The following is a 23,505-nucleotide window of genomic DNA, read 5'->3' as shown; positions in this document are numbered from 1 at the left end:
CGGCGCGGCGCGCGATGGCGGCCGCGAGCCACGGGGCAGGGTAGGGGAGCGGAGGCCCGGCCGCTCTCGCGGGCGCGGCGCCACGTCCATCATCTGAAGCTCTTCCGTCACGCCGAGCGGAAGGAGACGGCTCCTCACCCCCGCGTCCGAGACACCTTCGCGCCCCGGGGCGCACGGCCCTCCGTCAGGCCGCGCGGGGCTGCTGGGCGGCCCGGGACGTCACGGGCGGACCTGGTCGCCGCAGCCGCTTGTGCAGCTCCATGGCCACGATGATGGTCGAGGCCACCCCCACGATGCGCACCCACGAGTTCCAGTCCGTGAGCGGCACCACCCTCAGCACGAACTGGGTCGGGGCGAGGTAGAGGGCTCCCACGTGCACTACCAGTGAGGCGGCCGTGGCCCAGAACAGCATGGGGTTGGAGAAGGGGCTGCGCGCGAACACGGATTGTGCCTCCGAGCGCGAATTGCCCACCTGGAACATCTGGAAGAGCACCATCGTCGTGAGCGCCGCCGTCTGCGCGACCGTGAGCGAGCCCGTCTCTTCCAGCTCCCACCTGAACACCAGCAGCGTCCCCGCCGCCATGACCCCTCCGGCGAGCACCGTGCGTTCCCACAGCAGCTCGGAGATGAACCCCTCCCGTCGCGCCCGGGGCGCCCGCGCCATCACCCCCGGGTCCGCGGGCTCGAAGGCCAGCGCCACATCCTGGAGCCCCTTCGTCACCAGGTTGAGCCACAGCAACTGCGCGGGGAGCAGCGGCAGCGGCCAGCCCAGCGCCAGCGAGGTGATGAGCGTGATGATGGACGCCGCCCCCGTGCTCACCAGGAAGAACGTCGCCTTGCGCAGGTTGTCGAAGGTGACGCGCCCGACCTCCACCGCCGCGGCGATGCTCACGAAGTTGTCGTCCGCCAGCACCATGTCCGAGGCCTCGCGCGCCACGTCCGTGCCGCTCTTGCCCATGGCCACGCCGATGTCGGCCGCCTTGAGCGCCGGTGCATCATTCACGCCGTCGCCCGTCACCGCCACCACCTCGCCCACGGCCTGCAGCGCCTGCACCACCCGCAGCTTCTGCTCTGGCGCCACCCGGGCGTAGATGTCCACCTCCTTCGTCCGCCTCCGCAGGGCCGCGTCGTCCAGCGTCGCCAGCTCGGTACCCGTCATCGCCGCGCCGCCGCTCGCGAGCCCCAGCTCCTGGCCGATGGCGCGCGCCGTGGCCACGTGGTCGCCGGTGATCATCACCACCCGGAGCCCCGCGGCCTGGCAGCTCGCGATGGCCTCGCGCACGCCCGCTCGCGGCGGATCCATCATCCCCGTCAGCCCGAGGAAGACGAGGCCCTCGGGGTCTCCCACCGTGTCCGGCCGAGCCCCTTCGCCCTCCAGCCGCCGGTACGCCATGGCCAGCACCCGGAGGCCCCGCCCGGCCAGCGCCGCCGCCGCCTGGTGCACGGCCTCCCCATTCAGCGGCTCCACGCCCGCCTCACCGAGCTGCGCGGTGCTCATCGTCAGCACCCGCTCCGGCGCCCCCTTCACGAACACCACCCGCTGGCCGTCGCGCTCACGGATGCTCGCCGAGTACTGCCGCTCGGGCTCGAAGGGAATCTCCGCGTAGGAGGTCCAGTGTCCCCGCACCGCCTCGTGCGCCAGCTCCAGCCGCTCCGCCGCCAGCAGCAGCGCCGCCTCCGTGGGGTCTCCGCGCGTCTCCACGCCCTGCTCTCCCTGGAACACCTCGGCCTCGTTGGCGAGCACCCCCGCGAGCAGCAGCATGTACAGCGGCGGGTGCTCGGCCAGGTCCTCCGCGCCCTCGACCGGCCGCGCCCGAGAATCCCTCCGCGGGGCCTCGTCCGACAGCGTGAGGAAGCGGCCTCCGGCCCACAGCTCCTGCACCGTCATCCGGTTCTCCGTCAGCGTGCCCGTCTTGTCCGTTCCGATGACGGTGGTGCTGCCCAGCGTTTCGATGGCGGGCAGCTTGCGGATGATGGCGCGCCGCCGCGCCATGCGGCCGACCCCCACCGCCAGGGTGATGGTGAGCACCACGGGCAGGCCCTCGGGCACCGCGGCCACCGCGAGCGCCACCGCGAGCATGAACATGTGCGCCATGGACTCGCCCCGCACCACGCCGATGAGGAAGCTCAGCCCGGAGCCCACGAGCACCACCAGCCCCACCAGCCGGGCGAACCGGTCCATCCGCTCCTGGAGCGGGGTGGTGGACACGGCCTCGCCCCGGATTTGACCGGCGATCTTCCCCAGCTCGGTGGCGCCCCCGGTGGCCACGACGTAGCCGCGCCCCCGCCCGCTGGACACCACCGTGCCTGTGTAGGCCATGTCCTCCCGGTCCGACAGCGGCGCGTCCGCGGCCACCACGCTCGCGCGCTTGTGCACGTTGGCTGACTCGCCGGTGAGCAGCGACTCGTCGACGGTCAGCGCCGTCGCGGACACCAACCGCAGGTCCGCCGGCACCCGGGTGCCCGACTCCAGCAGCACCAGGTCTCCGGGCACCAGCTCCCGGCTCTCCACCTCCCACTCGTGTCCGTCGCGGATGACGCGCGCCTTGGGTGACACCAGCCGCATCAGCGACCGGACCGAGACCTCGGCCCGCCGCTCCTGCGTGAAGCCGATGGCGGCGTTGATGGCGAGGATGGCCGCGATGGCGCCCGCGTCGATGAAGTCACCCAGCACGAGGGTCACCGCACAGGCGGCCAGCAGGATGTAGATGAGGGGGCTCTTGAACTGGTGGACGAGCAGCGCCAGGGGGCTCGTCGGCGGGGTCTCCGCGAGCTGGTTGGGCCCGTGCCGCGCCAGCCGGGCGCCGGCCGTGGAGCGCTGGAGCCCGAGCGCTCCAGTCCCGAGCTGGGACTCGGCTTCCTCCAAGGGGAGGGCATGCCAGGGCTGTGCTTGCTTGGGCTCCATGTCCGCTCTCCATGGCGGTGTGGCCCGCCCGGCTGTCGCAAGGATGGGGCTGCTCGTGGCCCGGGGCTACGGACGCAGGCGCTTGCGCAAGCGATGGAGGGCCCATGCACCGAAGAGGATGCCGGACACTCCCAGGCCCAGCAGGACGAGGGGGCGTTGCTCGAGGACGCTGGAGCCCAGATAGACGGCGCCCACCGCGTACGGGAGCTCCGCGAGCGCGAGGACGAGCAGGTAGCGGCGCAACCCATAGCGCGCCAGGCCGAGCACGTAGCCGGGAATCTCGGAGGGGACCGCGAGCTGGAAGAGGAGCACCAATCCGAAGGAGCTGTGCCGGGAGATGCGCTCCTCGTAGTGGGCGAGCACGCGGGCGGAGGTGAGCCGGCGGATGAAGGGTCTGCCCCAGGCGCGGGCGATGCCATAGGCGCAGGCGCCTCCCAGCATCCACCCCGTCCAGAGCAGGAGCGCGCAGACGGTCTTCCCCCAGGCATCGAGGGCCACGGGGAGCAGCAGCGCGCTGGAGAAGAACGCCAGCATGGCCGACAGCGCGGACAGGAGGACGAAGAGCACCGCGCCCCAGAAGGGGTGCTCGGCGATGACGGGCGCGGCCGCGTCGAGGAACCTTTGGAGGACGGACTGGAAGGCCTCCGAGGCGGCGAGGAGGGCGAGGCCGGCGAGGAGCAGCCCCAGCAGGAGCGCACGACCCCACGCCGCCGGAAGGCCGCGAGGCGGGTCCACTCCGAACAAGGCAGCCACGTCACGTTCCCGTCCTGAAGCCGCCAAGCTGGGCACGCCGCTCCGAAGGGCAAGCCGCGCCCTGGAGCGGGGGAGGTTTGGCTGCCCGACAGGCCCTCACCTCGACGTTTCAGGGCGTCTTGCGGATGCGACCATTCTGCGTGCCGCCAGCGGCCATGGCCATGGCCACGCGGGAGTAGGCAGACACGTAGGGCTGAAGCACGGCGCGGGACCAGCGCCCCGGAATCCACAGGTAGCTGTACAGCCCGTGCCTGCGCGCGCCCCGGCGCCGCTTCGTCTCGTACCCGCTGGCGCCCAGCCAGAGCTTCTTGACGCCGAGCTCGTAGGCCCGGCGCAGCGGTTCGTAGAAGGCGAGGTTGAAATACAGCGGCGTCTCGGAGGCGCCGGCCTCGGCGCGGCCGACCCGGTAGAACCACATCTCGTCGTGCTTGTGGAGCAGCAGGGAGAAGCCGATGGGCTCGCCGTTCTGGTAGGCGACCACGGCCTCGGCCTCGGGCGCGACGTGCTTGTCGAGCGCCGCCCAGAACGTGGAAGGGTGGCGGAGGTGCTCGTTGCCGTACTTGGAGTAGGTCACCTCGTAGAACCGCTCCAGTTGCTCCGCCAGCTCGCCCATCCGGGAGACACGCTCGAAGCGAACGCCCGCGTTCTGCGCGTGAGCGATCTCCTTCTTGAGCACCCTCCTGACGTCGCTCTTGAACTGGCCCAGGTAGGCGTCGAAAGTGTCCCCCGGGACATCCATGACGTTGTCGTCGTAGATGAAGATCTCCTGGAACGACGCGGACGTCAGTGCGTCTCTCAGCGTCGTGTCGTCCCGCTCCACGCCGTAGAAGTAGAGCGGCAGCCGCTCGCTGGTGGCGAGCTCCCGGAGCCCCTGGAGGATGAGCTCCCGTGCCTGCTTCGCGACCTCCGCGGACCGCGCGGCGCAGTGGATGCTGCTCCGCATGCTGAGCGGACTGGTGACGAAGACCCCGCCATCGAAGCCCGCGCCCGTGCGCCAGGCCACGTTGCGGTAGAGGTCCGCCGCCGCGACGGCCACCCGGCTCCAGGCGGGCCCGTTGGCGAAGCCCTTCTTCCAACTGGTGAAGAGGAAATGCTCCAGCGAGTAGGGCGTGTAGATGGTCTTGCTACGGGTGATGAAACACGGGCACAGCGCGATGGGAGTGCCCTGCTGATAGGCAATGGCATATCGCAGGGACAGCTCCCCCCGGGCCATGGCGGACAGGTCGACCGCGTCCAGCATGCGGAGCCAGCGCCGGCCGAAGAAGACGCTCGACTCAGAGGTGAGGGTATCCAGCTCCGCGTCGCTCAGGTGGCTGACGGAGTCGTGGAATTTCAAGGTAAGCGTCATGGCCGGGGGGCTTCGTGAGTCGCGGCTTCGCTCAGCCGTTGAGGAGCTGGACGGCGGGGGGCCGCTTGGGGCTGGCCAGGTGCCGCGCGAGGTTGGGGCGCTGCTTCATGCGCTCGAAGAACCCGAACAGCCCAGGGTAGGTGCTCTCCAGGAGGTCCTGGAGGCCGTTGTCCACCAGCAGCTCCAGGAAGCCGAAGACGCTGGTGTCCGCCACCGTCACGGAGGCCCCGACGAAGAAGCCGTCGCCGCTGCCGTTGCCCTTCAGCAGCCGCTCGAAGTGCGCGAGCCACTGCGGCAGCTCCTCGCCCAGGATGATGGGGAGCTGCTCGGAGAGCTGGTCCGGCGTGAGCGAGGTCAGGCTGCGCGCGCGGGCCGTCACTTCCTCGACGCCGTCGATGACCATGTCGCAGGCGGCGGTCTCCCGCGCGTCCTTCCCATAGAGGCCGCGGGTGCGCGCGACGTGCCGCAGGATGGCCAGGCTCTGCACCACGCGGAAGCCGTCCGGCTCCTCCCACAGCGGCACCTTGTCGAAGGCCAGCTTGCCAGCGGCCTTGAGGGCCTCGAAGGCCGGCGTCTTCACCTTGGCCTGCACGTCATAGGGGCCCAGGTCGATGTCCTCGTACTCCGTTCCGGACTCGGCGAGCAGCAGGCGGATCTTCTCGGCGACGCCTCGACCCGTGAAATACGACAAGCGCGGCAATGATGATTGAGCGTTCATACAGGGTTCGTGGTTGAAAGGGAGAGGCTCTATACTAGCGTAAACGTATTATTCGGAAGGGGCAGACTTCCTTGATTGGTGTACCCGAGCCTCTGGATTTCGCGAAGCCCGAAGCACCCGCGCTCGTCTCCCTTGCTCCAGGAATGGCCCTGTGGCCATGGGCCGCGCTGCGTGGCGCCGGCTTTCCCGCCCAGGATGCGCTCCGGCTCGCGGCCCCGACAGCGGCCTCCGCCGCCGATACATGGCTCGCATCAGGGGTTGAGACACCCGGTGACGCCTTGCGCACCGCGTTTGACTCGGACCTGCTCTCCATCAGCGCGGCGTTGCGCTCACTGGCGGGAGCATCCCACCTGAGCGAGGCGCTGCTCTGGCAGAACCGCCATGCCTACAAGACGGGCGTGGAGCCGCTGGCGGCCCTTCCCGCCACCGCGCGCAACAGCAAGGCCCGGCAGCGCGAGCGACTGGTGGCCTCCTATGTCCAGCGCTACAGCACCAAGAACGACACCATCGGCTTCTTTGGCCCCGTGGGTTGGGCTCGGCTCACCCCTTCGAATGACGGGCTGCGCTGGACGCCCGGGGAGCGGCTCGTCTCCCGGCGCGCGGTCTACTTCGAGACGTGGTGCCTGGACGCGCTCAGCGCCGCGCTGGCGCGTGACGCGTCCCTGCGTCACTGGGCACCGCCCCGGCTGTTGCCTTACTTCCGGCTGGAGGGCCCCGTGCTTCACGGCCCCATGCCCACGCCGGTGGAGCTGAGCCCGGAGCAGGCGCTGCTGCTGTCGCGGTGTGATGGCTCGGTCAGCGCGGTGAGCCTCGCGCGGGAGCTCACGGCCGGTGCTTCGCCTGCCTTCGCCACGCAGGATGAAGTCTTCACGGCGCTCGAACAGGCCGTGGGGTTCGGCGTCCTGGTCTGGGGCTGGGAGGTGCCGCTCGTCCTCCGGCCCGAGGGGGTGCTGCGCGGCGCGCTGATGGCCATCGAGGATGCGGACGCACGAGCCCGTGCGCTGGCGCCGCTGGAGCGTCTGGAGCGCGCGCGGGCCGCGGTCGAAGCCGCGGCTGGGGCGCCCGCGGCCTTGGATGCCGCGGTCGCGGAGCTGGAGGCCGTGTTCCAGGAAGTGACGGGAGCGCCGCCGACGCGCGCGGCGGGCCAGACGTATGCCTCGCGGACGCTCATCTACGAGGACTGTGAGCGCGACGGCGCGTTGGCGCTGGGCGCTCCGGTGGTTGACCGGCTCGGGGCCGTGCTGGAGCTGGTGCTGACCGGGGCGCGGTGGCTGGTGGGGGAGGTGACCCGGGGCACGCGCGCGGGGCTGGATGCGCTGTTCGACCGGTTGTCCGAAGGCGGCGCGCCCGTGTCGCTCACCGCGCTCCAGCTCGCCTTCGTCCAGGGGCTCAAGGACCCGGCCACCGAAGCGGAGCTGATGCCCGTGGCCCAGGCCGTCGCCGAGCATCGCCGGCGCTGGCGTGAGCTCTTCGCGCTGGAGCCGGAGGTCAGACGACAGACGCGCACCGTTGCTTCGCTCCGGCCCCGGGTGCTCGAGGCCTTCGGCGAGGCGGGCCCGGCGTGGCGGAGCCGCTGGCATGCCTCGCCGGACGTGATGATTGACGCGGCCAGCGAGGAGGCAGTCCGCACCGGGGACTACCAGCTGGTGCTGGGGGAGCTGCACCTGTGCAACAGCATCTCCTCGCTCTTCGTGGAGCAGCACCCCGCGCCCGAGGAGCTCTTCGCGCTCGCGGAGCGGTGCGCCACCGGGGCGGACGTGGTGCCCGTGTTCCCCAAGTCCGAGTGGAGCCAGCGGACGCTGCCGTGTCTCTTCCCGCGTGACAGCCTCTACTACCTCTCCGGGCAGGAGCCGCCGCCCCAGCCGGGGGCTCGCGCGCTTCGCGTGGGGGACATGGTGGTGGAGCGGCGTGACGGCACGCTGGAGGTCCTCGACCGCGTGAGCGGGCGCCGCTTCGGCCTCATGGCGTTCATGGCCGTGTTCCTGGAGCAGCGCTGCGCCAGCATCTTCGACCTGGCGCTGGCGGATGACTACTCGCCTCGGGTGACGGTGGACGGCGTGGTCGTCGCCCGGGAGCGCTGGAGCGCGCCCGCGTCCGAGCTGGGCTTCGCCGGAATCACGGACCCACTGGCGCAGTGGCTGGCTGCCCGGCGTTGGCAGCAGGGGCTGGGCATTCCGCGCTTCGCGTTCTTCAAGGTGGCGACGGAGCGCAAGCCCTGCTTCGTGGACTTCGACAGCCCCTTGCTGGTGGAGATGATGGCGAAGCTGGTGCGGAGCACGGCGGAGAAGTCGCCGGCTTCGCGGGTCCAGTTCTCGGAGATGCTGCCGGACCCGGAGCACCTCTGGCTCACGGACGCGGCGCAGCGCCGCTACACGAGCGAGCTGCGGCTGGTCTGCGAGCTGTCTTGAGCGGCCCGCCGCGTCCCAACGGTTTCAACCCTTGTGCATGAAGGAGCCGTACGCCCATGAGCGTGCCCGAGCCGATTCCCGGCGGACATTTCCCCCCAGAAGTCAAAGCGCAGCATGGCCAGCTCTCCCCCGCCGCCGCTGCGTTCCTGGAGTTCACCGAGCGCGTCCCCGAGGCCTTTTCGCGCCACACGTTCAAGCCGTACGAGGCGTCGCCGCTCATCCCGTATGAGCTGCACGCCTGGCCCACCTTCGTGGAAGGCCCGGTCGCGCGGCAGATGCGGGAGGTCGCCCCGGCGCTCTGCCGGCTCATCAAGCAGGCCCCTCGGCGTTTGCTGGGGGCCACGGACCGCGCGGCGGCGTTCTATGGGATTCCGCATGAGCGGGCGCACGCGGCGCTCGACGCCCTGGCGCGGACGGATGACGCCCGGGGGGCCATTGGCCGCGGTGACTTCATCCATGACGGCACGGCCCTCAAGTGCCTGGAGTTCAACATGACGGCGGGCGTGGGGGGCTGGGAGACGGCCCTCCACGTCCAGCAGGTGCTGGCGCAGCCCGCGATGCAGCGCTTCGCCGTGGAGCAGCGGCTGCGCGTCCGTCAGCCGCGGACGCTGCGCGACTTCTTCGCGAACCTCGTCGACACCGTGCGGCGCGACCTCGACTGGGAAGGGGAGTGCAACATCGGCATCCTCTTCTCCCCCAGCACCTTGCCGGACGCGGGCCCGGCGGAGCAGGTGAGCCGGTTCTTCACCGCCCAGCTCCAAGAACTCCTCCAGCCCGAAGGCGCGCGCGGCGAGGTCCTCATGGCCACCTATGGCTCGGTGGAGTCCGGGCCCGGCGCGCGCCTCACGCTCCGGGGCAAGCGACTGCACGCCGTCGTGGAGTACGACGCGCGAGACAGGGTGGCGCTGGCGGGAGCGGCCTACGTCGCGCGGGCGCAGGCCGCGTTCGATGCCCGGACGGTCAGTCTGCTCAACGGCCCAGCGCAGGATGTGCTCGACGACAAGCGCAACCTCACGCTGCTCTGGGAGCACGTGACGACGTCCGCGCTGTCCGAGCCGGAACGGGAGCTGGTGCGCCGGAACGTCCCCTGGACATGCCGGGTCGAACGGACGCACGTCGAGCGCGACGGGACGCGGTACTTCATCCCAGAGCTGCTGGCCTCGCAGCGCGAGTCCCTGGTCCTCAAGCCGGGCCGGGACTACGGCGGCGAGTCCGTGCGGGTGGGCTGGGCGACCTCCGCCGCCGACTGGGACACGGCCGTGCGCGAGGCGCTCGACGTGGGCGGCTGGGTGGTGCAGGAGCGCGTGCGTCCGACGCCCATCCACGCCCTGGGGCCAGAGGGCACGGTGGTGCCCTACAGCGTGGTCTGGGGGCTCTTCGTGCTGGGAGAGACCTACGGCGGGCATTTCTTCCGCATGTGCCCCATGCAGCGGGGCACCGGCGTGGTGAATGTCGCGCAGGGCGCCGTGGTGGGCGCCCTCATCGAACTGGAGTGAGACGGCGGGGCCGCGTTACTGCTCGCGGTACTCGCGGCCCAGCTTCTGTTGCTTGCGGATGCGGCCCGCCGCGCTCAAGGCGATGGAGGGGATGAGCTTCGGGCCCAGCTTGGCCAGCATCGACCAGGTCCACCACCAGTAGTTGGTGGCGATGGCGTCCTCCACCGTGTACACGCGGTGCCACCAGCCGTAGGGCAGGTAGAGGATCTCCCCGGCCTCCAGGACGAAGTCATAGTCCGGGGCGAGGCCACCGGGGAGCTGGTCCGCCTTGCCGCCGTGGGGCGTCAGGTCATGTGTGCTCACGACGGACCACGGGTGGCTGAGCTTCGCCGGGCGCAGCTCCGCGTCCCGCCTGGGCGAGTACAACTGCCACTGCTTGCGGCCCACCATGACGGCGTGCAGGTTGTGCGCGCGGTCCAGGTGGAGCTGGGTGAAGGTGCCGCGCGGACCCATGAAGAAGAGCTGCTCGGTGAGCTTGCGCTGGACGGCGTACTCGTCAAAGCGGACGTCCTTGTGCAGCTCCGGCAGGGTGCGGAACAAGTCGTTGCCGATGAGGTAGCCCGGCGTCTCGTCGCCCTTCGCCTTCAGCGTGTCGACGTACTCCTGCATGCTCATCTTCCGCACGCGGCCCACGCGCTCCACGCCGCCCGTGTCCTTGGCGTTGTACTGCAGCCACTCCACGGGGACGCTCACGTCGCGGTACTTCGTGGCGAAGTAGTCGAAGGTCCACCGCTCGGCCGCGGGCCAGCCCTTCATGGCGTCGGTGAGGATGACGGGTTTGTTGTTGGCTTCGATGCGCTCGTAGAAGGCCCGGCGGTTGTCGAGCGGCATGCGCTCGGGGACCAGGGGCTCTGCGCCCTTCTGGGCGGTGGCGGTGCTCATGGCAGCTCTCCCGGGTGGTGCGTCAGGCCGCGCTCTCGGTCTGGCCTGGGGCGCTTGCTTTCTGCAGGCGCTCGAAGTTGTTGTCGATGCCGTGACGCACGTCCGCCAGCATGTGGATTTCGAACTCCTGGAACGCGAAGGATGGCCAGGCGCGCAGCAGCGACAGCAGCGACTCGTGCGAGTCGGCGTTGAGGATGCAGAGGCCCATCTTCGGGAGGACGTAGTAGGCACAGTCGAAGGTGCCGTCCTGGAGGCGGGCGCCCACCCAGTCACGGACAGCGCGGTTGAGGGCGATGGGGTCCTGGGGCTGCGGGCCCGAGGTGCGGTCCTTGACGTAGACGAGGTACTTCATCGGGAAGGCTCCTTGGAAGAAGGGGGCATGGTGAGGCTCCGGCGGATGTTCTGCAGCAGGCCGCGCGGCGTCTGTCGCAGGAAGAAGTGGTCCCCCAGGAACGTCTGGGTGGCGAATGGACCGGCGGTGAGCTGGCGCCACGCCTCCGTTGCGTCATCGAGCACGTAGTCGTCGAAGCCGCGGAAGGCGGAGAGCGGGCACGACAGGACGGGGCCTGGCTTCCACGCGTAGCCCTCGCACACGGCGGTGTCCGCCAGCATGGTGGCGCGCATCAGCGTCAGCAGCTCTTCGGCCATCTCGCCGGATACGGCGCGTGACTCACCCAGGCGCCGGGCCTCGGACGCGTCGATGTCATGGGTGGCCGTGGCCGGCGTGTGGGCCTGGAGCGTGTGCGGCGCCCGGTAGCTGGCGACGAAGAGGTGCAGGGGCGCTGGCAGCCCGCGCTCGCGCAGGGCCCGCGTCAGCTCGTATGCGAGCAGCGCGCCCATGCTGTGTCCGAAGAGGGCGTAGGGCTTGTCCGTGTGCTTCGCCAGCACGTCCACCAGGGGCGCGATGACGTCCGGCAGCGCGCGCAAGGGCGGCTCGCGCAGGCGGTTCTCCCGGCCGGGGAGCTGCACCGGACACACCTCGATGTCCTGCCCCAGCTCCGCCTGCCAGGTGCGGAACAGCGAGGCGCTGCCGCCAGCGTGCGGCAGACAGAACAGCCGCACCCAGGACGCCGGTGAGGGGACGTGGAAGGCCAGCCACTCCGTCATGACCGCACCTCGCGTCCCTGTCCGCCGACGAGCTGCTGGTACACGGCGAGGTTGGCGGCCACCATGCGCGGCAGGCTGAACAGCTCCACCACGCGTTGCTGGCCGGCAAGCCCCATGCGCCGCGCCCGCCCACGGTCTTCCAGCAGGTTGAGCTGCGCGGCGGCGAGCGCCTCGACGTCCACCTCGCGCGGACCTCCCGGCGCCCCGGGGAGGACGGGGACCAGCAGGCCCGTCTTCTCGTGGTCGACGATCTCCGACGGGCCTCCAGAGCGCGTCGCCACCAGCGGCAGGCCGGAGGCCATGGCCTCGATGGCCGTGTAGCCAAAGGGCTCGTACAGCGAAGGCACCAGCGCCAGGTCCGCGATTCGATGGAGGAGGCCGAGCTGCTGGCGCGGCAGCTTGCCCAGCAGCTTGATGCGGTGGCGCAGGTGCGCGTAGCGCTGGGTCAGCGTCTGCACCATCTGCGTGGACTCGCGCGAGTCGGTGCCACCGGCCAGGAGGAAGCGCACGTTGGGGCGCCGTTCGAGCACGCGCTCGGCGGCGGCGAAGATGGCGCTGATGCCCTTCATGGGGTGCAGCCGGCCCGTGTAGAGGACGACCGGGTCATCCGGCGTGGCCACCGTGGCGCGCAGGCGCGCGTAGTCCTCCGGCGAGTGTGAGGGCTGGAGGAAGGGGCCCGCGTCCATGCCGCAGTGGATGGTGTGCAGCAGCGAGGCCGGCATCCCGTAGGTCTCCCGGATGAGCTGGCTCATGGAGTCACTCACCGAGATGACGTTCGTCGTCCCGTCATAGAAGCTGCGCTCCTCCTCGAGAATCTCCGGGTCGGGCGTCTGTCCCCACCATCGCTCGGCGGGCTCGGAGATGTAGTGGCTGGTCCCCAGCACGGGCACACCGGCCTCGTTGGCCAGCGCTCGCGCGGCGCGGTGGGTGTGCCACTGGTGGAAGTGGATGAGGTCTGGCTGCTCCTCGCGGATGAGCTCGCGGCCTCGGTGAAGCAGGTCGTCGTTGAAGACACGGATGCCGCCCACCAGGGAGAGCTTTCCCGCCTGGGAGAGGCTGCCGCGGCTGGGCGGCATCATGTGCACGGTGAGGTTGGGCTCGCGGAGCACCGCGGGCTCGCCGGGCGTGTATGCCAGGACGGTGACCTTGCACCCGCCACGCGCCAGCCCGCGGGCCAGCTCGTAGACGTAGGTGCCCACACCGCCGGCCACGTTCGGGGTGTACTCCATGGCCAGGAGGAGGGCCTTCAGGGGTGGGGAGATGGGAGGTGCCATGGGCTGTCTCTCGAAAGGGGTGTGGACGCGCGGCTAACGGCTGGCCGCGCCCTCCTTGGCGGTGAGCTCCGCCAGCATCCGCAGCAGGGCCTCCACCTCCGGGTCGTCATGGCCGGGGCTCTTGCGCTGCTCGGCCACCAGGGCCGCCAGTCGCGCCACCGTCGGCGCCTCGAACAGCGATTGCAGCGGCACCGTGAAGCCAAAGGTGTCGCGCAGCCGTCCCACCACCGTGGTGGCCAGCAGGGAGTGCCCACCGAGCGCGAAGAAGTCGTCGTGGATGCCCACCGGCCGCACGCCCAGCACGTCCTCCCAGATGCGCGCCACCACCTGCTGGTCCTCGGTGTCGGGCGCCACGTAGGCCACGGCCAGCGCGGGGCGGGAGTAGCCCGCGGCCGGAGCCTCGTCGGGCTCCTGCGTCTCGGGGGCGCGCTCCGCGGACGGGGCGGCGGCCAGGGCGCGGTGCCCGTCGGGGGAGACCCAGTAGCGCTTGCGCTCGAAGGGGTAGGTGGGCAGCCCGACGCGTTGGCGCCGTGCCTCGCCATTGAAGGCCTCCCAGTCCACGTCCACTCCCGACAGCCAGAGCTGTCCCAGCGCGCCGAGCAGCACGGCCGTATCCGCCTGCCGCGTGTCCGGATGACGGAGCGACGTCACCGTGGTGGGCGCCTGCCGGAGCGCGCCGGGCTGGGACGCGAAGGTGGTCAGCGTGCGGCCGGGACCGACCTCCAGGAGCACCTGCGCGGATTGCAGCTGCGCGAGCCCCGCGGCGAAGCGGACCGGCTGACGCAGGTGGCGGGCCCAGTAGGCCGGGTCCTTCGCCTCGGCGGCCGTCACCCAGGTGCCGGTGACGTTGGAGAGGAAGGGGATTTGTGGCGCGGACAGCTTCATCCGCCGCAGGCGCTCGGTGAAGGGCGCGACGATGGGCTCCATCATCGCCGAGTGGAACGCGTGCGAGGTGTGCAGGCGGCGCGACTGGACGCCCCGCGCGTCGAGCCGGGCCTTCAGCGCGTCCACGGCGTCTTCGGGGCCGGCGACCACCGTCATCGACGGCGCGTTCACCGCGGCCACGGACAGCCGGGCGTCCAGCGAGGACACCAGCTCCGCCTCCGACAGCGCGACGGAGAGCATGGCGCCCGGCGGCAGGTCCTGCATGAGCTGGCCCCGCGCGGCCACCAAGGCCAACGCGTCCGGCAGGCTGAAGACGCCGGCGAGGCACGCGGCCACGTACTCACCGATGCTGTGGCCAATCAGGGCCTCGGGCTGCACGCCCCAGGACATCCACAGCCGCGCCAACGCGTATTCAATGGTGAAGAGGGCAGGCTGGGCCAGCCGCGTCTGCTGCAACTGTCGCTGCGCTTCCTCGGCGCGGTTCGCGGCGGGGAAGAGGACCTCGCGCAGGTCCAGCTTGAGGTGCGGAGTGAGCCGGGTGGCGCAGTCGTCCACGTCCGCGCGGAAGCCGCGCTCGCGCTCGTACAGGCCCTGCGCCATGCCCGCGTACTGCGAGCCCTGACCGGGGAACATGAACACGGTGGGGCGGCTGGTGCGCTCCTCGGTGGCGGAGAGCTGCCGGCTGATGTCGCCCAGCGCGGTGAGCGCGTCCTCACGCCCCTGACAGACGACGGCGCGGCGGTGCGGGTGGCGGCGCCTGCCCACCTGGAGCGTGTACGCCACGTCCGCGGGCTCCAGGCCCTTGTTCGCGCGGAGGTGCTCCTCCAGCCGGGACGCCTGCGCGGCGAGCGCCGTGGGCGTGCGCGCCGACAGGACCAGGAGCTGGTGCGGGCGCGTGGACGGAGCGGGGGCGCGGGCGGGCGGCTCCTCCAGGATGACGTGGGCGTTGGTGCCGCCCATGCCGAAGCTGCTCACGCCCGCGCGGCGGGGCTCCCTGGCGGGGGCCTTCCACTCGCGCAGCTTCGTGTTGACGTAGAAGGGGCTCGCATCCCAGGGGATGTTGGGGTTCGGCGTCTCGAAGTTGAGGCTGGGCGGCAGCTTGCGGTGCTTGAGCGCCAGCGCCGTCTTGATGAGGCCCGCCACGCCCGCCGCCGCGTCCAGGTGGCCCAGGTTGGGCTTGATGGAGCCCAGGGCGCAGGTGCGCGGCCCGGCCGCCTCGTCGCCAAAGGCGCGGATGAGGGCCTGCACTTCGATAGGGTCGCCCAGCGCGGTGCCGGTGCCGTGCGCCTCCACGTAGCCGATGCTACCGGCCGATACGCCCGCGCTGCCCAGGGCCTCGGAGATGACGGCCGCCTGGCCCTCGACGCCCGGCGCGGTGTAGCCCACGCGCGCGGCGCCGTCGTTGTTCACCGCGGAGCCCTTGATGACCGCGTAGATGGGGCTGCCATCCGCCAGCGCGTCCTCCAGGCGCCGCAGCGCCACCACGCCCGCGCCGCTGCCGAAGACGATGCCCTTGGCCTGCGCGTCAAAGGGGCGGCAGTGCCCGTCCGGCGACAGGATGCCGCCCTCCACGTAGCGGTAGCCGCCCTGAATCTGGAGATTGATGGACACGCCGCCCGCCAGCGCGACGTCACACTCCTGGTTGAGCAGGCTCTGACAGGCGACGTGGACCGCGACCAGCGACGTGGAGCACGCGCTCTCGATGTTGAAGCTGGGCCCGCGCAGGTCCAGCTTGTAGGCGGCCCGCGTGGTGAGGAAGCTGCCCGCGTTGCCCAGGTTGAGCTGGAGTGGGTCCACGGTGCGCATCAGCTCCGCGTTCCCCAGCAGGTTGAGCAGCAGGTACGTGCTCAGGGCCTGTCCGCCAAAGACGCCCACCAGCAGCTCGGGAGGCGGCGCGCCGTAGCCCGCGTCTTCCAGCGCCTCCAGCGCGCACTCCAGGAAGAGGCGCTGCTGCGGGTCCATCACCTCCGCCTCGCGCGGCGTGTAGCCGAAGAAGGCCGCGTCGAAGCCCGCCACGTCCTCCAGCCGTGAGGCCACCTTCACGAAATGCGGATCCTTCAGCACCTCAGGGGGCAGGCCCGCCTTGAGGACCGCCTCGTCCGAAAGCGGCTCGATGGCCTCCACGCCGTCGCAGAGGTTGCGCCACAGCTCTTCCAGGCTGCGCGCGCCCGGGAAGCGCCCGGCCATGCCGGTGATTGCGATCTCCATGCCCGTGTTGTTGTCCGACACGCTGTCCCCCTCTTTCACTCAGTTCCCCGACTGGCGCCGCTGCTGGATGAGCTCCCGGCGCCTGGCTCCGCGGCTCCGCCGGTCACTGGTGGTGGCCGAGGCCTGCTCCTGCCCTCGGGTCAGCAGCCGGGCCATGGCGCTGAGCGTGGGGTTCTCGAAGAGCGCCACCACGGGCAGTTCCTTGCCGAAGCGGCGCTTCACCTCGTTGATGACCTTCAGGCCAATCAGCGAGTTCCCACCGAGCTCGAAGAAGTTCTCGTGCAGCGCCACGCTCTCCACGCCCAGGAAGCGCTGCCAGATGTCCGCCAGCTCGCGCTCCGCCTCGTCCATGCTGGCGGGCGCCGTGCGCTCCGTCGTCGGCGCGGCGTCCGTCTCCATGGGGCCCATCAAGTCCTGGAGCAGCGAGGCGCTGCGCGCCATGGCCGCTCGCAAATCCTCGGTGGACACGACGATGTGCGTGGGGGCCTGCGCCAACACGCGCTCGAAGACATCCACGCCCTCGGCCGGTGTCAGGGCATGAGCCAGCATCGCCTCCCGCATCGGGTTGGCGCCGTCCGGCATCTGCGTCGTCACGGCCTGGCCCACCTCGCGCCAGGTGTCCCAGCCCAGGGAGATGATGGGCAGGGTCCCCGTCGCCGCGGCCTGGTGGGCGAAGGCATCCTGGAAGGCGCACGCGGCGCAGTGGTCAATCTGCCCGGGCTCCGCCGTGAAGGCGGTGCGAGACGAGCAGAGCACGAAGAAGTCCAGGGGCATGTCGCGCAGCAGCGCGTGCAGGACCCACGTGCCCGACACCTTGGGGCGCAGGACGTCCTCCACGGCCTTCTGGGTACGGAGCTGGGCAAGGCCACCCGCGGGCACGCCCGCCGCGTGGATGACGCCGTGGAGCCCGCCAAACGCCTGCCGTGTCTGGCGCAGCGCCTCGGCCATCTGCTCGGCGTCGCCCACGTCCGCCTGGAGGACCAGGACCTCGGAGCCCAGCGCCTCCAGCGCCCGCACCTGACGAAGCCGCTGGCTCACCCGGTCCTGCTCCCCGTGCTCGGCGAGCCAGGTGTCCCAGGTGTCTCGCTCCGGCAGGGCATTGCGGCCCACCAGCACCAGCCGGGCCTGGGCCTGCCGCGCGAGCGACTCCGCCAGCACCAGCCCGATGCCACCCAGTCCGCCGGTGATGAGGTACGTGCCGCGCTGACGCAGGCGGGACGGGGCATCCGCCGCGGGTGCGGTGATGCGCACCTGCTCCAGCGACTGTTCCCAGCGGTTCGGGCCTCGGAGCGCCACGGCGCCGGTGGAGGAACCCGTGGCCAGCTCACACGTCAGCCGCGCCGCCAGGGCCTGGAGCGTCTTGCTACAGCTCGGGGCTTCCACGTCGATGGACCGACATGACAGGCCCGGCACCTCGTGCGGCAGCACGCGGCAGGCGCCCAGGAGCGTGGCCTTCTCCGGGGCCAGCACCTCATGCCCGGTGACGGCCTGCACGCCGCTGGAGACCACCGTGAGCTGCACGGGTCCGGAGGCGCCCTGGCCCGCCAGCGCCTGTGCCAGGAAGAGCAGGCTGAAGAAGCCGGTGCGCTGGGCGTGCTCCACGCCCGCCAGCCCTTCTCCCGCCGAGTCCACGCCCCACAGGTGGACGATGCGCTCGGGCCGGAAGGAGTCCTCGGCGAGCGCGTTCAGCAGCGCCGCGTAGGTCTCCGGGCGGGTGGGGTCCACTTCGAAGGCGTCGTCATCCACGCGGCGGAAGTCGGAGCCCTGCGACACCCGGGTGATTCGGCCGCCGCTCTCCGCGAGCCGTGTCGCCACGGCGTCTCCCAGCCCGCTGGTGTCGGTGAAGACGAGCCAGTTCTGGGGCGCGGCGGTGGCCCCGCGCAGCGCGAGCGTGCGCTTCCAGGACGGCAGATAGAACCAGTCCGCCGCGTCCTTGCGCCGGGCAAGGGAGACCTCGCTGGCGATGGCGAGGCCCGCAGCGTTCGGCTCCAGCCAGTGTCGCTTGCGCTCGAAGGGGTAGGTGGGCAGGACGACGCGCCGGCGCTGCTCTCCGGCCTGGAGACTCCGCCAGTCCATGGGCACACCCGCCGCCCAGAGGCGGCCCAGCGTGGTGAGCACGAAACGCATGTCGGAGCCGGGCTCGCGAGGCGCCCGCATCGACGTGAGCACCACGGTGGGCTGGCCGCGCTCCACCTGCAGGCGCGCGAGCGAGCCCAGCGTCCGCCCGGGACCGACCTCCAGCAGCACGCGCGACGGGTCCTCCAGCAGGCAGCGCACGCCCGGACCGAAGCGCACCGTCTGCCGCAGGTGGCGCACCCAGTACCTCGGGTCGGTGGCCTCCTCCTCGGTCACCCACGTCCCCGTCACGCCGGAGACGAAGGGCTGCGTCGGCGTCTGGAGCTTCAGCCGCCCGACGAACGCCGCGAACGCCGGCAGGATGGAGTCGATGAGGTGCGAGTGCGCGGCCACGTCGATGTGGACGCGCCGGTGCTCGATGCCTCGCGTCGCCAGGTCGGCGGACAGCGCCTCCACCGAGGCGGTGTCGCCGGCCACCACGCACTGCGACGGGCCGTTGACGGCGGCCAGGGACAGGCGCTCACCCAGCAGCGGCTGCAGCGCTTGTTCGGACAGGGCCACGCTCACCATGGCGCCGGACGGGAGCTGCTCGAAGAGGCGGCCACGCTCGGCCACCAGCGCCAGCGCGTCCTCCAGCGAGAAGACGCCCGCGAGGCACGCGGCGACGTACTCGCCCATGCTGTGGCCAATCATCGCCTCGGGCCGGACGCCCCAGGACTCCCACAGCTTCGCCAGCGCGTACTCCACCGTGAAGAGCGCGGGCAGGCCCACGGAGGGGCGGGGCAGGGGCGCGCCCGCGTCCGCGTCACCCGCCGGGTACAGCACCGCGCGGAGCGACGGACCGCCGCGGCGCTGGAAGATGGCGGCGCACGCGTCGAAGGCCTCGCGGAAGGCGGGCTCCTGCTCGTACAGCTCCTGGCCCATGCGCAGGTGCTGCGCGCCACCGCCGGGGAAGAGGAACACGACGGAGCGGCCCCCGTCCTTGGCCACGTCCGTGAACACGCGCTCGGGGTTCACCTCGGACAGCACCGTGGCCGCGTCCTCGCCATGCTCGCAGACCACCACGCGCCGGTGCGCGAACGCCTTGCGGCCAATCTGGAGCGTGTGCGCGACGTCCGCCAGGGCCTGCTCGGGGTGGGCCGCCAGGTGCGCGCCCAGGTTCTGCGTCATCGCGTCGAGCGCGGCCGGCTTCTTCGCGGAGAGGACCAGCAGCTGCCACGGCCGCGACGGGCCGGAGGGGGCCGGGGGCGGCGGCGCCTCCAGCAGCGCGTGGGCGTTGGTGCCGCCAATGCCGAAGGAGCTCACGCCCGCGCGGCGCCGGTGGTCATGCGTCTGCCACTCCTTCAACGCGGCATTCACGAAGAAGGGGCTGCGCGTCCAGTCGATGTTCGGGTTGGGCGTGTGGCAGTGGAGGGTGGGGGGGATGCGTCCGTGCTCCACCACCAGGGCCGTCTTGATGAGCCCCGCCACGCCGGCCGCCGCGTCCAGGTGGCCGATGTTCGACTTGACGGAGCCGAGCGCGCAGAAGCTGGTGGCCTCGGTGCCGGCGCGGAAGGCGCTCGTCAGCGCGGAGACTTCAACGGGGTCGCCCAGCAGGGTGCCGGTGCCGTGCGTCTCCACGTAGCCCACGGTGTCTGGCGTCACGCCCGCCAACGCGTGGGTGCGGGCGATGACCTCCGCCTGCCCCTCGGCGCTGGGCGCGGTGTAGCCGAGCTTCGAGGCGCCGTCGTTGTTGATGGCGGAGGCCCGGATGACGGCGTGGATGTGGCTGCCGTCCGCCAGCGCGTCATCCAGCCGCTTGAGCACCACCACGCCCACGCCGCTGCCGAACAGCGTCCCCTGCGCCTGCGCGTCGAAGGGGCGGCAGTGTCCGTCCGGGGACGCGATGCCCCCGGGCTGGTGCACGTAGCCGGTGCGCTGGGGCACGTCCACGGACACGCCGCCCGCGATGGCCACGTCACACTGGAAGCCCATCAGCGACTGGCAGGCCAGGTGGGTGGCGACCAGCGACGTGGAGCAGCCCGTCTGGACATCCAGGCTGGGGCCCTTGAGGTCCAGGTGGTACGCCAGCCGCGTGGCGAGGAAGTCCTTGTCGTTGCCAATCATCACCTGGAAGCTGTCGCTCGACTCGAGCAGCTCCGGGTGCGTGCGCAGGTTGAAGAGCAGGTACGTGCTCAAGCTCGTCCCCGCGAAGACGCCCACCGAGCGCGACTCCGTATCCAGTCCGTGGCCCGCGCGCTCGATGGCCTCCCACGCGCACTCCAGGAAGATGCGGTGCTGCGGGTCCATCAGCACGGCCTCGCGCGGCGAATAGCCGAAGAAGCTCGCGTCGAACGCGTCCACCTGCTCCAGCACGGCCCCGGCGCGCACGAAGCCCGGCTGTCGCAGGCGCTCCTCGGGCACGCCGCGGGCCTTCAGCTCGTCGTCCGTGAAGAAGCGGATGCCCTCCACGCCCTCGCAGAGGTTGCGCCAGAAGGTCTCCACGTCGGGGGAGCCCGGGAAGCGGCCCGCCATTCCGACGATGGCAATGGCCAGGTCGTCGCCGTCACTCAGGTTGTCATCGCTCATGGCTGTCGACGAACTCACGTTCAAGAAGCGAGGTGGGGTGGCGGCCCGGCGGCATCACGCACGCGCCCCACGGGGCCCTCATGCGGCAGGGCTCAGGGAGTGTCCGTGACGCCGGGCAGGGCTCCGCGGGGCGCGGAGGCGTGGCTCAGCTGGCGGTCTGGCCGGCGGGCGGCGTGCTCGTGAGGGAGAACGCGTCGGCCAGCAGCTCGTAGGAGCGCAGCCGGGAGCGATGGTCGTGGACGATGGTGGTGATGAGCAGCTCGTCCGCCTGGAACTCGGCGGCCATGCGCGTCAACTGCTCCTTCACCTGGTCCGGTGCGCCGCACACGACGCGCTTGCGGTCGAACTCGAGCGTGGCCAGGTCCTCGGGCGTGTAGGCGTAGGCCTCCGCTTCCTCGATGGACGGGATGGGCGCTTCGGGCCGGCCCCTGCGCGTGTTGATGGTCAGCAGGTCGCTGCTCCGGGCTATTCGCCGGGCCTCCTGCTCGGTCGGCGCACAGATGACGTAGACGCTGACGGCGGAGTTGGGCGCCGCCTGCACGTGCGAAGGCTTGAAGTGCTCGCGATACCCCCGCGTCACCGGGCCGCCGTGGATGGGGTTGAAGAAGTGCGCGAAGCAGAACGACAGCCCCAGCCGGGCCGCGAGCGCGGCGCTCTGCTCACCCGAGCCGAGCGCCCAGACCTGCGGCATGCCCTGCGCCATGGTCTTCAAGCTCAGCTTTTCGAACTCCGGCGTCGCGGGCGTGGTGCCCGACAGGAAGGCGACGAGGTCCTCCAGCTTCGTGGGGAAGCGCTCGTTGCTCGCCGGCGGGCCATAGGCCAGGGCGCGAGCCACCAGGTCCGTGCTGCCCGACGTCCGTCCGATGCCCAGGTCGATGCGGTCGGGGTGGAGCGCCTCCAGCAGCCGGAAGACCTCGGCGACCTTGAAGGGGCTGTAGTTCGACAGCAGGACGCCGCCTGTCCCCACCCGGATACGCGACGTCGCCGCCGCGACATGCGCGACGAGGATCTCCGGCGCCACGCCCGCGAAGTGTCCCGAGCCGTGGTGCTCCGCGAGCCAGAAGCGGTGATACCCGAGCTGCTCGGCGGCTCGGGCCAGCTCTACCGTGTTTTGGAAGGCCTCACGTGTCTGGGTGCCGCTGGCGACGATGGAATGATCGAGAACACTGAGCTTCACGGCGAGCGTTCCTTCCCGGACACACGACGTCTACGGAGCCGCTTCGAGACGGGCCGAGTCGTCACGTGTCCGCGTTTCAAGAGGGTGACAAACCTATAGTAGCGCGGTCAGCTGCGACAAATGCGATTTGATTGATTTTACTTGAAAATTGAGAATAAGAGGCAGGCGGGAGCGCGCGTGATTGCCAGGGGTTCTTTTTTTCCCCGCGTCTCGCCGTGAGACACGCCGTTACTCGACGACGACGAGCGCGCACATCAACGCGCCTTGGGTCGCGTTGACGACGTCCTTGCCCTGCCCGGTGGGGTTCAGTCGCACCATGGTTCCGCCGTAGCGCTCACCGAAGACAAAGGCGCCCCAGATGAGGATGTGGGGGCCCACGGCGCCGTCGTCCCGCAGGAAGTGGTAGGGGCGCGGCTCGATGCGCTCCTGGACAATCCAGCCGCCGTGCGCCAGGGCTTCCTGGATGGCGGCGTCCCAGTCCCCGGCGGTCATCGCGCGGCCAATCAGCACCGACTTGCCGCCATAGGCGCGGCCCGCCTTGAGCACCAGCCCTTCGCGCTTCGAGGCGGCGAGCTCATCGGGCAGCCATACGGACGCGCCACCGCGGGTCGTCTGCGTGGACCGCACGCGGCGCGTCCAGGGGATGTGCCGGCGGATGAGCTCCCGCTCCTCGGAGGAGAGCGCGGGCGACGCCTCGTTCTCCGACAGCAGCGCGATGTTGCGCTTGTCGTCGAGCAGCTCCTGCGCGGGACCGTTGTAGAGACACAAGGTGCGCGCGGCGAGCGCGGCGCGGACGCGGGCGTCGAACGCCGGGCTCACCACCTCGAGCCGCTCTCTCGCGTCATGCTCCTGCACGGCGTGCAGCCGCCGTCCGCGCATCGTGAGGCAGTGGCCCTCCGCGTCCTCCACCTCGCTGTAGGTGCCGATGAGCACCTCGCCCTTCGCGCCGTCCGCCGCGAGCAGCTCGCTCAGCGTGCTGTTGAGCAGCAGGGTCGCCATCTCCCTGCCCGCGGCTTCAGGCAGCTCGTTGTCGGGGAAGAGCACGGCCAGGTTGCACTCACCCTCCCAGGCCACGGTCCGCCGCACGTCCTCGACGACATGCCCCAGGAAGGCGCGCAGCGTGTCCTGGAGCTGGATGCGCAGGCCCTGCTCCTCGGTGAAGCGCTGGAGCACGGGCTGGTCCATCACCACCTGGGCCTTGAGCCCCGTCTCCCAGCCGCCCAGGCCCGCCATCATGTTGACCTCGAGGCACTTGAGGCCCTCCGCCGAGACGATGAAGTCCCCGCGGCTGAGCGCGCCGCGCGCGTCCTCCGTGATGGCCAGGACCTCCGCCGCCACGCGGGCCCGCTCCGGCGAGACACCGTAGTAGTCGGCGATGCGCCGAGCGTCTCCGTCCAGCAGGAGCCGGGGCCCGCGCTTGACGAGCCGGCAGAGCTTCACCGCGACGTCCTCCAGCTCACGGTCGCGCCGCGAGTCGATGAGGAGCGGCCACCGGTGCAGCTCGTAATACATCAGCGGTGACGCTTCGAACTTCTGGAAGCGGTGCCGCGCGAACAGCTCGGGCGTCCGCTCCGCGAACTTCAGGAACGCCACCGCCGCCGCGGACAGCTCGCCGTGCAACGCCTGGATTTCATCTGAGAACTTCAGCTCGCCTGGGTGCCCGTCGACATGTGACATTTTCCGCGTAATAGCACTTTGTC

Annotated in this window: 14 protein-coding genes; 2 read left to right on the top strand and 12 right to left on the bottom strand. The window is 71.0% G+C overall.

Annotated features, from left to right (window positions below):
• Positions 1-184: 184 nt before the first annotated feature.
• The 4 genes from HV826_RS14930 to HV826_RS14915 form a co-directional block, all read right to left on the bottom strand.
• Positions 185-2,905 carry an HAD-IC family P-type ATPase gene (locus HV826_RS14930; protein WP_176417674.1) on the bottom strand — a complete coding sequence of 907 codons (2,721 nt, stop codon included), beginning with the start codon at positions 2,903-2,905 and terminating at the stop codon, positions 185-187.
• A 66-nt stretch (positions 2,906-2,971) separates the two neighbouring features.
• On the bottom strand, positions 2,972-3,658 hold the full coding sequence (locus HV826_RS14925; protein ID WP_368670925.1) for a TVP38/TMEM64 family protein: 687 nt from the start codon (positions 3,656-3,658) through the stop codon (positions 2,972-2,974).
• A 109-nt stretch (positions 3,659-3,767) separates the two neighbouring features.
• Positions 3,768-5,006, bottom strand: coding sequence for a GNAT family N-acetyltransferase (locus HV826_RS14920; protein WP_176417673.1), 1,239 nt, complete (start codon positions 5,004-5,006; stop codon positions 3,768-3,770).
• A gap of 31 nt (positions 5,007-5,037) precedes the next feature.
• Positions 5,038-5,724, bottom strand: a complete 687-nt coding sequence (locus tag HV826_RS14915) for a glutathione S-transferase (protein WP_176417672.1) — start codon at positions 5,722-5,724, stop codon at positions 5,038-5,040.
• 278 nt (positions 5,725-6,002) lie between these two features.
• Between HV826_RS14915 and HV826_RS14910 the strand changes: the two genes are divergently transcribed.
• Positions 6,003-8,132, top strand: coding sequence for a lantibiotic dehydratase (locus HV826_RS14910; protein WP_255217227.1), 2,130 nt, complete (start codon positions 6,003-6,005; stop codon positions 8,130-8,132).
• A gap of 56 nt (positions 8,133-8,188) precedes the next feature.
• A complete protein-coding gene (locus tag HV826_RS14905; protein ID WP_176417671.1) occupies positions 8,189-9,628 on the top strand; it encodes a hypothetical protein in 1,440 nt (479 codons plus the stop codon).
• A 15-nt stretch (positions 9,629-9,643) separates the two neighbouring features.
• Here HV826_RS14905 and HV826_RS14900 read toward each other — a convergent pair whose 3' ends face one another.
• From HV826_RS14900 to HV826_RS14865, 8 genes are all read right to left on the bottom strand, one after another.
• Complete coding sequence (locus tag HV826_RS14900; protein WP_176417670.1) at positions 9,644-10,510, bottom strand: cupin-like domain-containing protein; 867 nt, start codon at positions 10,508-10,510, stop codon at positions 9,644-9,646.
• Between the two features lie 22 nt (positions 10,511-10,532).
• Entirely contained in the window at positions 10,533-10,862 is a 330-nt protein-coding gene (locus HV826_RS14895) for a hypothetical protein (RefSeq protein WP_176417669.1), read from the bottom strand.
• A complete protein-coding gene (locus tag HV826_RS14890) occupies positions 10,859-11,617 on the bottom strand; it encodes a thioesterase II family protein (protein WP_176417668.1) in 759 nt (252 codons plus the stop codon). Before HV826_RS14890 ends, HV826_RS14895 begins: the two co-directional genes overlap by 4 nt.
• Positions 11,614-12,891, bottom strand: coding sequence for a glycosyltransferase family 4 protein (locus tag HV826_RS14885; protein WP_176417667.1), 1,278 nt, complete (start codon positions 12,889-12,891; stop codon positions 11,614-11,616). Before HV826_RS14885 ends, HV826_RS14890 begins: the two co-directional genes overlap by 4 nt.
• 33 nt (positions 12,892-12,924) lie before the next feature.
• Positions 12,925-15,984, bottom strand: coding sequence for a type I polyketide synthase (locus tag HV826_RS14880; protein WP_176417681.1), 3,060 nt, complete (start codon positions 15,982-15,984; stop codon positions 12,925-12,927).
• A 39-nt stretch (positions 15,985-16,023) separates the two neighbouring features.
• Positions 16,024-20,628, bottom strand: a complete 4,605-nt coding sequence (locus HV826_RS14875; RefSeq protein WP_176417666.1) for a type I polyketide synthase — start codon at positions 20,626-20,628, stop codon at positions 16,024-16,026.
• Positions 20,629-20,773: 145 nt separating this feature from the next.
• Positions 20,774-21,805, bottom strand: a complete 1,032-nt coding sequence (locus HV826_RS14870) for an LLM class flavin-dependent oxidoreductase (protein ID WP_176410517.1) — start codon at positions 21,803-21,805, stop codon at positions 20,774-20,776.
• Between the two features lie 228 nt (positions 21,806-22,033).
• Positions 22,034-23,482, bottom strand: a complete 1,449-nt coding sequence (locus tag HV826_RS14865; protein ID WP_176417665.1) for a hypothetical protein — start codon at positions 23,480-23,482, stop codon at positions 22,034-22,036.
• Between the last annotated feature and the right edge of the window lie 23 nt (positions 23,483-23,505).

Source organism: Myxococcus sp. AM010, assembly GCF_013372585.1.
Taxonomy (GTDB): domain Bacteria; phylum Myxococcota; class Myxococcia; order Myxococcales; family Myxococcaceae; genus Myxococcus; species Myxococcus vastator.
Note: the sequence above shows the minus strand (reverse complement) of the source record. Positions and strands in the feature narration are given on the sequence as shown.

Bases quoted from the DNA above. Each gene is read 5' to 3' on its own strand.
- HV826_RS14895 (WP_176417669.1), bottom strand. From the start codon at position 10,862: ATGAAGTACCTCGTCTACGTCAAGGACCGCACCTCGGGCCCGCAGCCC.
- HV826_RS14930 (WP_176417674.1), bottom strand. From the start codon at position 2,905: ATGGAGCCCAAGCAAGCACAGCCCTGGCATGCCCTCCCCTTGGAGGAA.
- HV826_RS14905 (WP_176417671.1), top strand. From the start codon at position 8,189: ATGAGCGTGCCCGAGCCGATTCCCGGCGGACATTTCCCCCCAGAAGTC.
- HV826_RS14890 (WP_176417668.1), bottom strand. From the start codon at position 11,617: ATGACGGAGTGGCTGGCCTTCCACGTCCCCTCACCGGCGTCCTGGGTG.
- HV826_RS14885 (WP_176417667.1), bottom strand. From the start codon at position 12,891: ATGGCACCTCCCATCTCCCCACCCCTGAAGGCCCTCCTCCTGGCCATG.
- HV826_RS14875 (WP_176417666.1), bottom strand. From the start codon at position 20,628: ATGAGCGATGACAACCTGAGTGACGGCGACGACCTGGCCATTGCCATC.
- HV826_RS14915 (WP_176417672.1), bottom strand. From the start codon at position 5,724: ATGAACGCTCAATCATCATTGCCGCGCTTGTCGTATTTCACGGGTCGA.
- HV826_RS14880 (WP_176417681.1), bottom strand. From the start codon at position 15,984: ATGGAGATCGCAATCACCGGCATGGCCGGGCGCTTCCCGGGCGCGCGC.
- HV826_RS14865 (WP_176417665.1), bottom strand. From the start codon at position 23,482: ATGTCACATGTCGACGGGCACCCAGGCGAGCTGAAGTTCTCAGATGAA.
- HV826_RS14920 (WP_176417673.1), bottom strand. From the start codon at position 5,006: ATGACGCTTACCTTGAAATTCCACGACTCCGTCAGCCACCTGAGCGAC.
- HV826_RS14900 (WP_176417670.1), bottom strand. From the start codon at position 10,510: ATGAGCACCGCCACCGCCCAGAAGGGCGCAGAGCCCCTGGTCCCCGAG.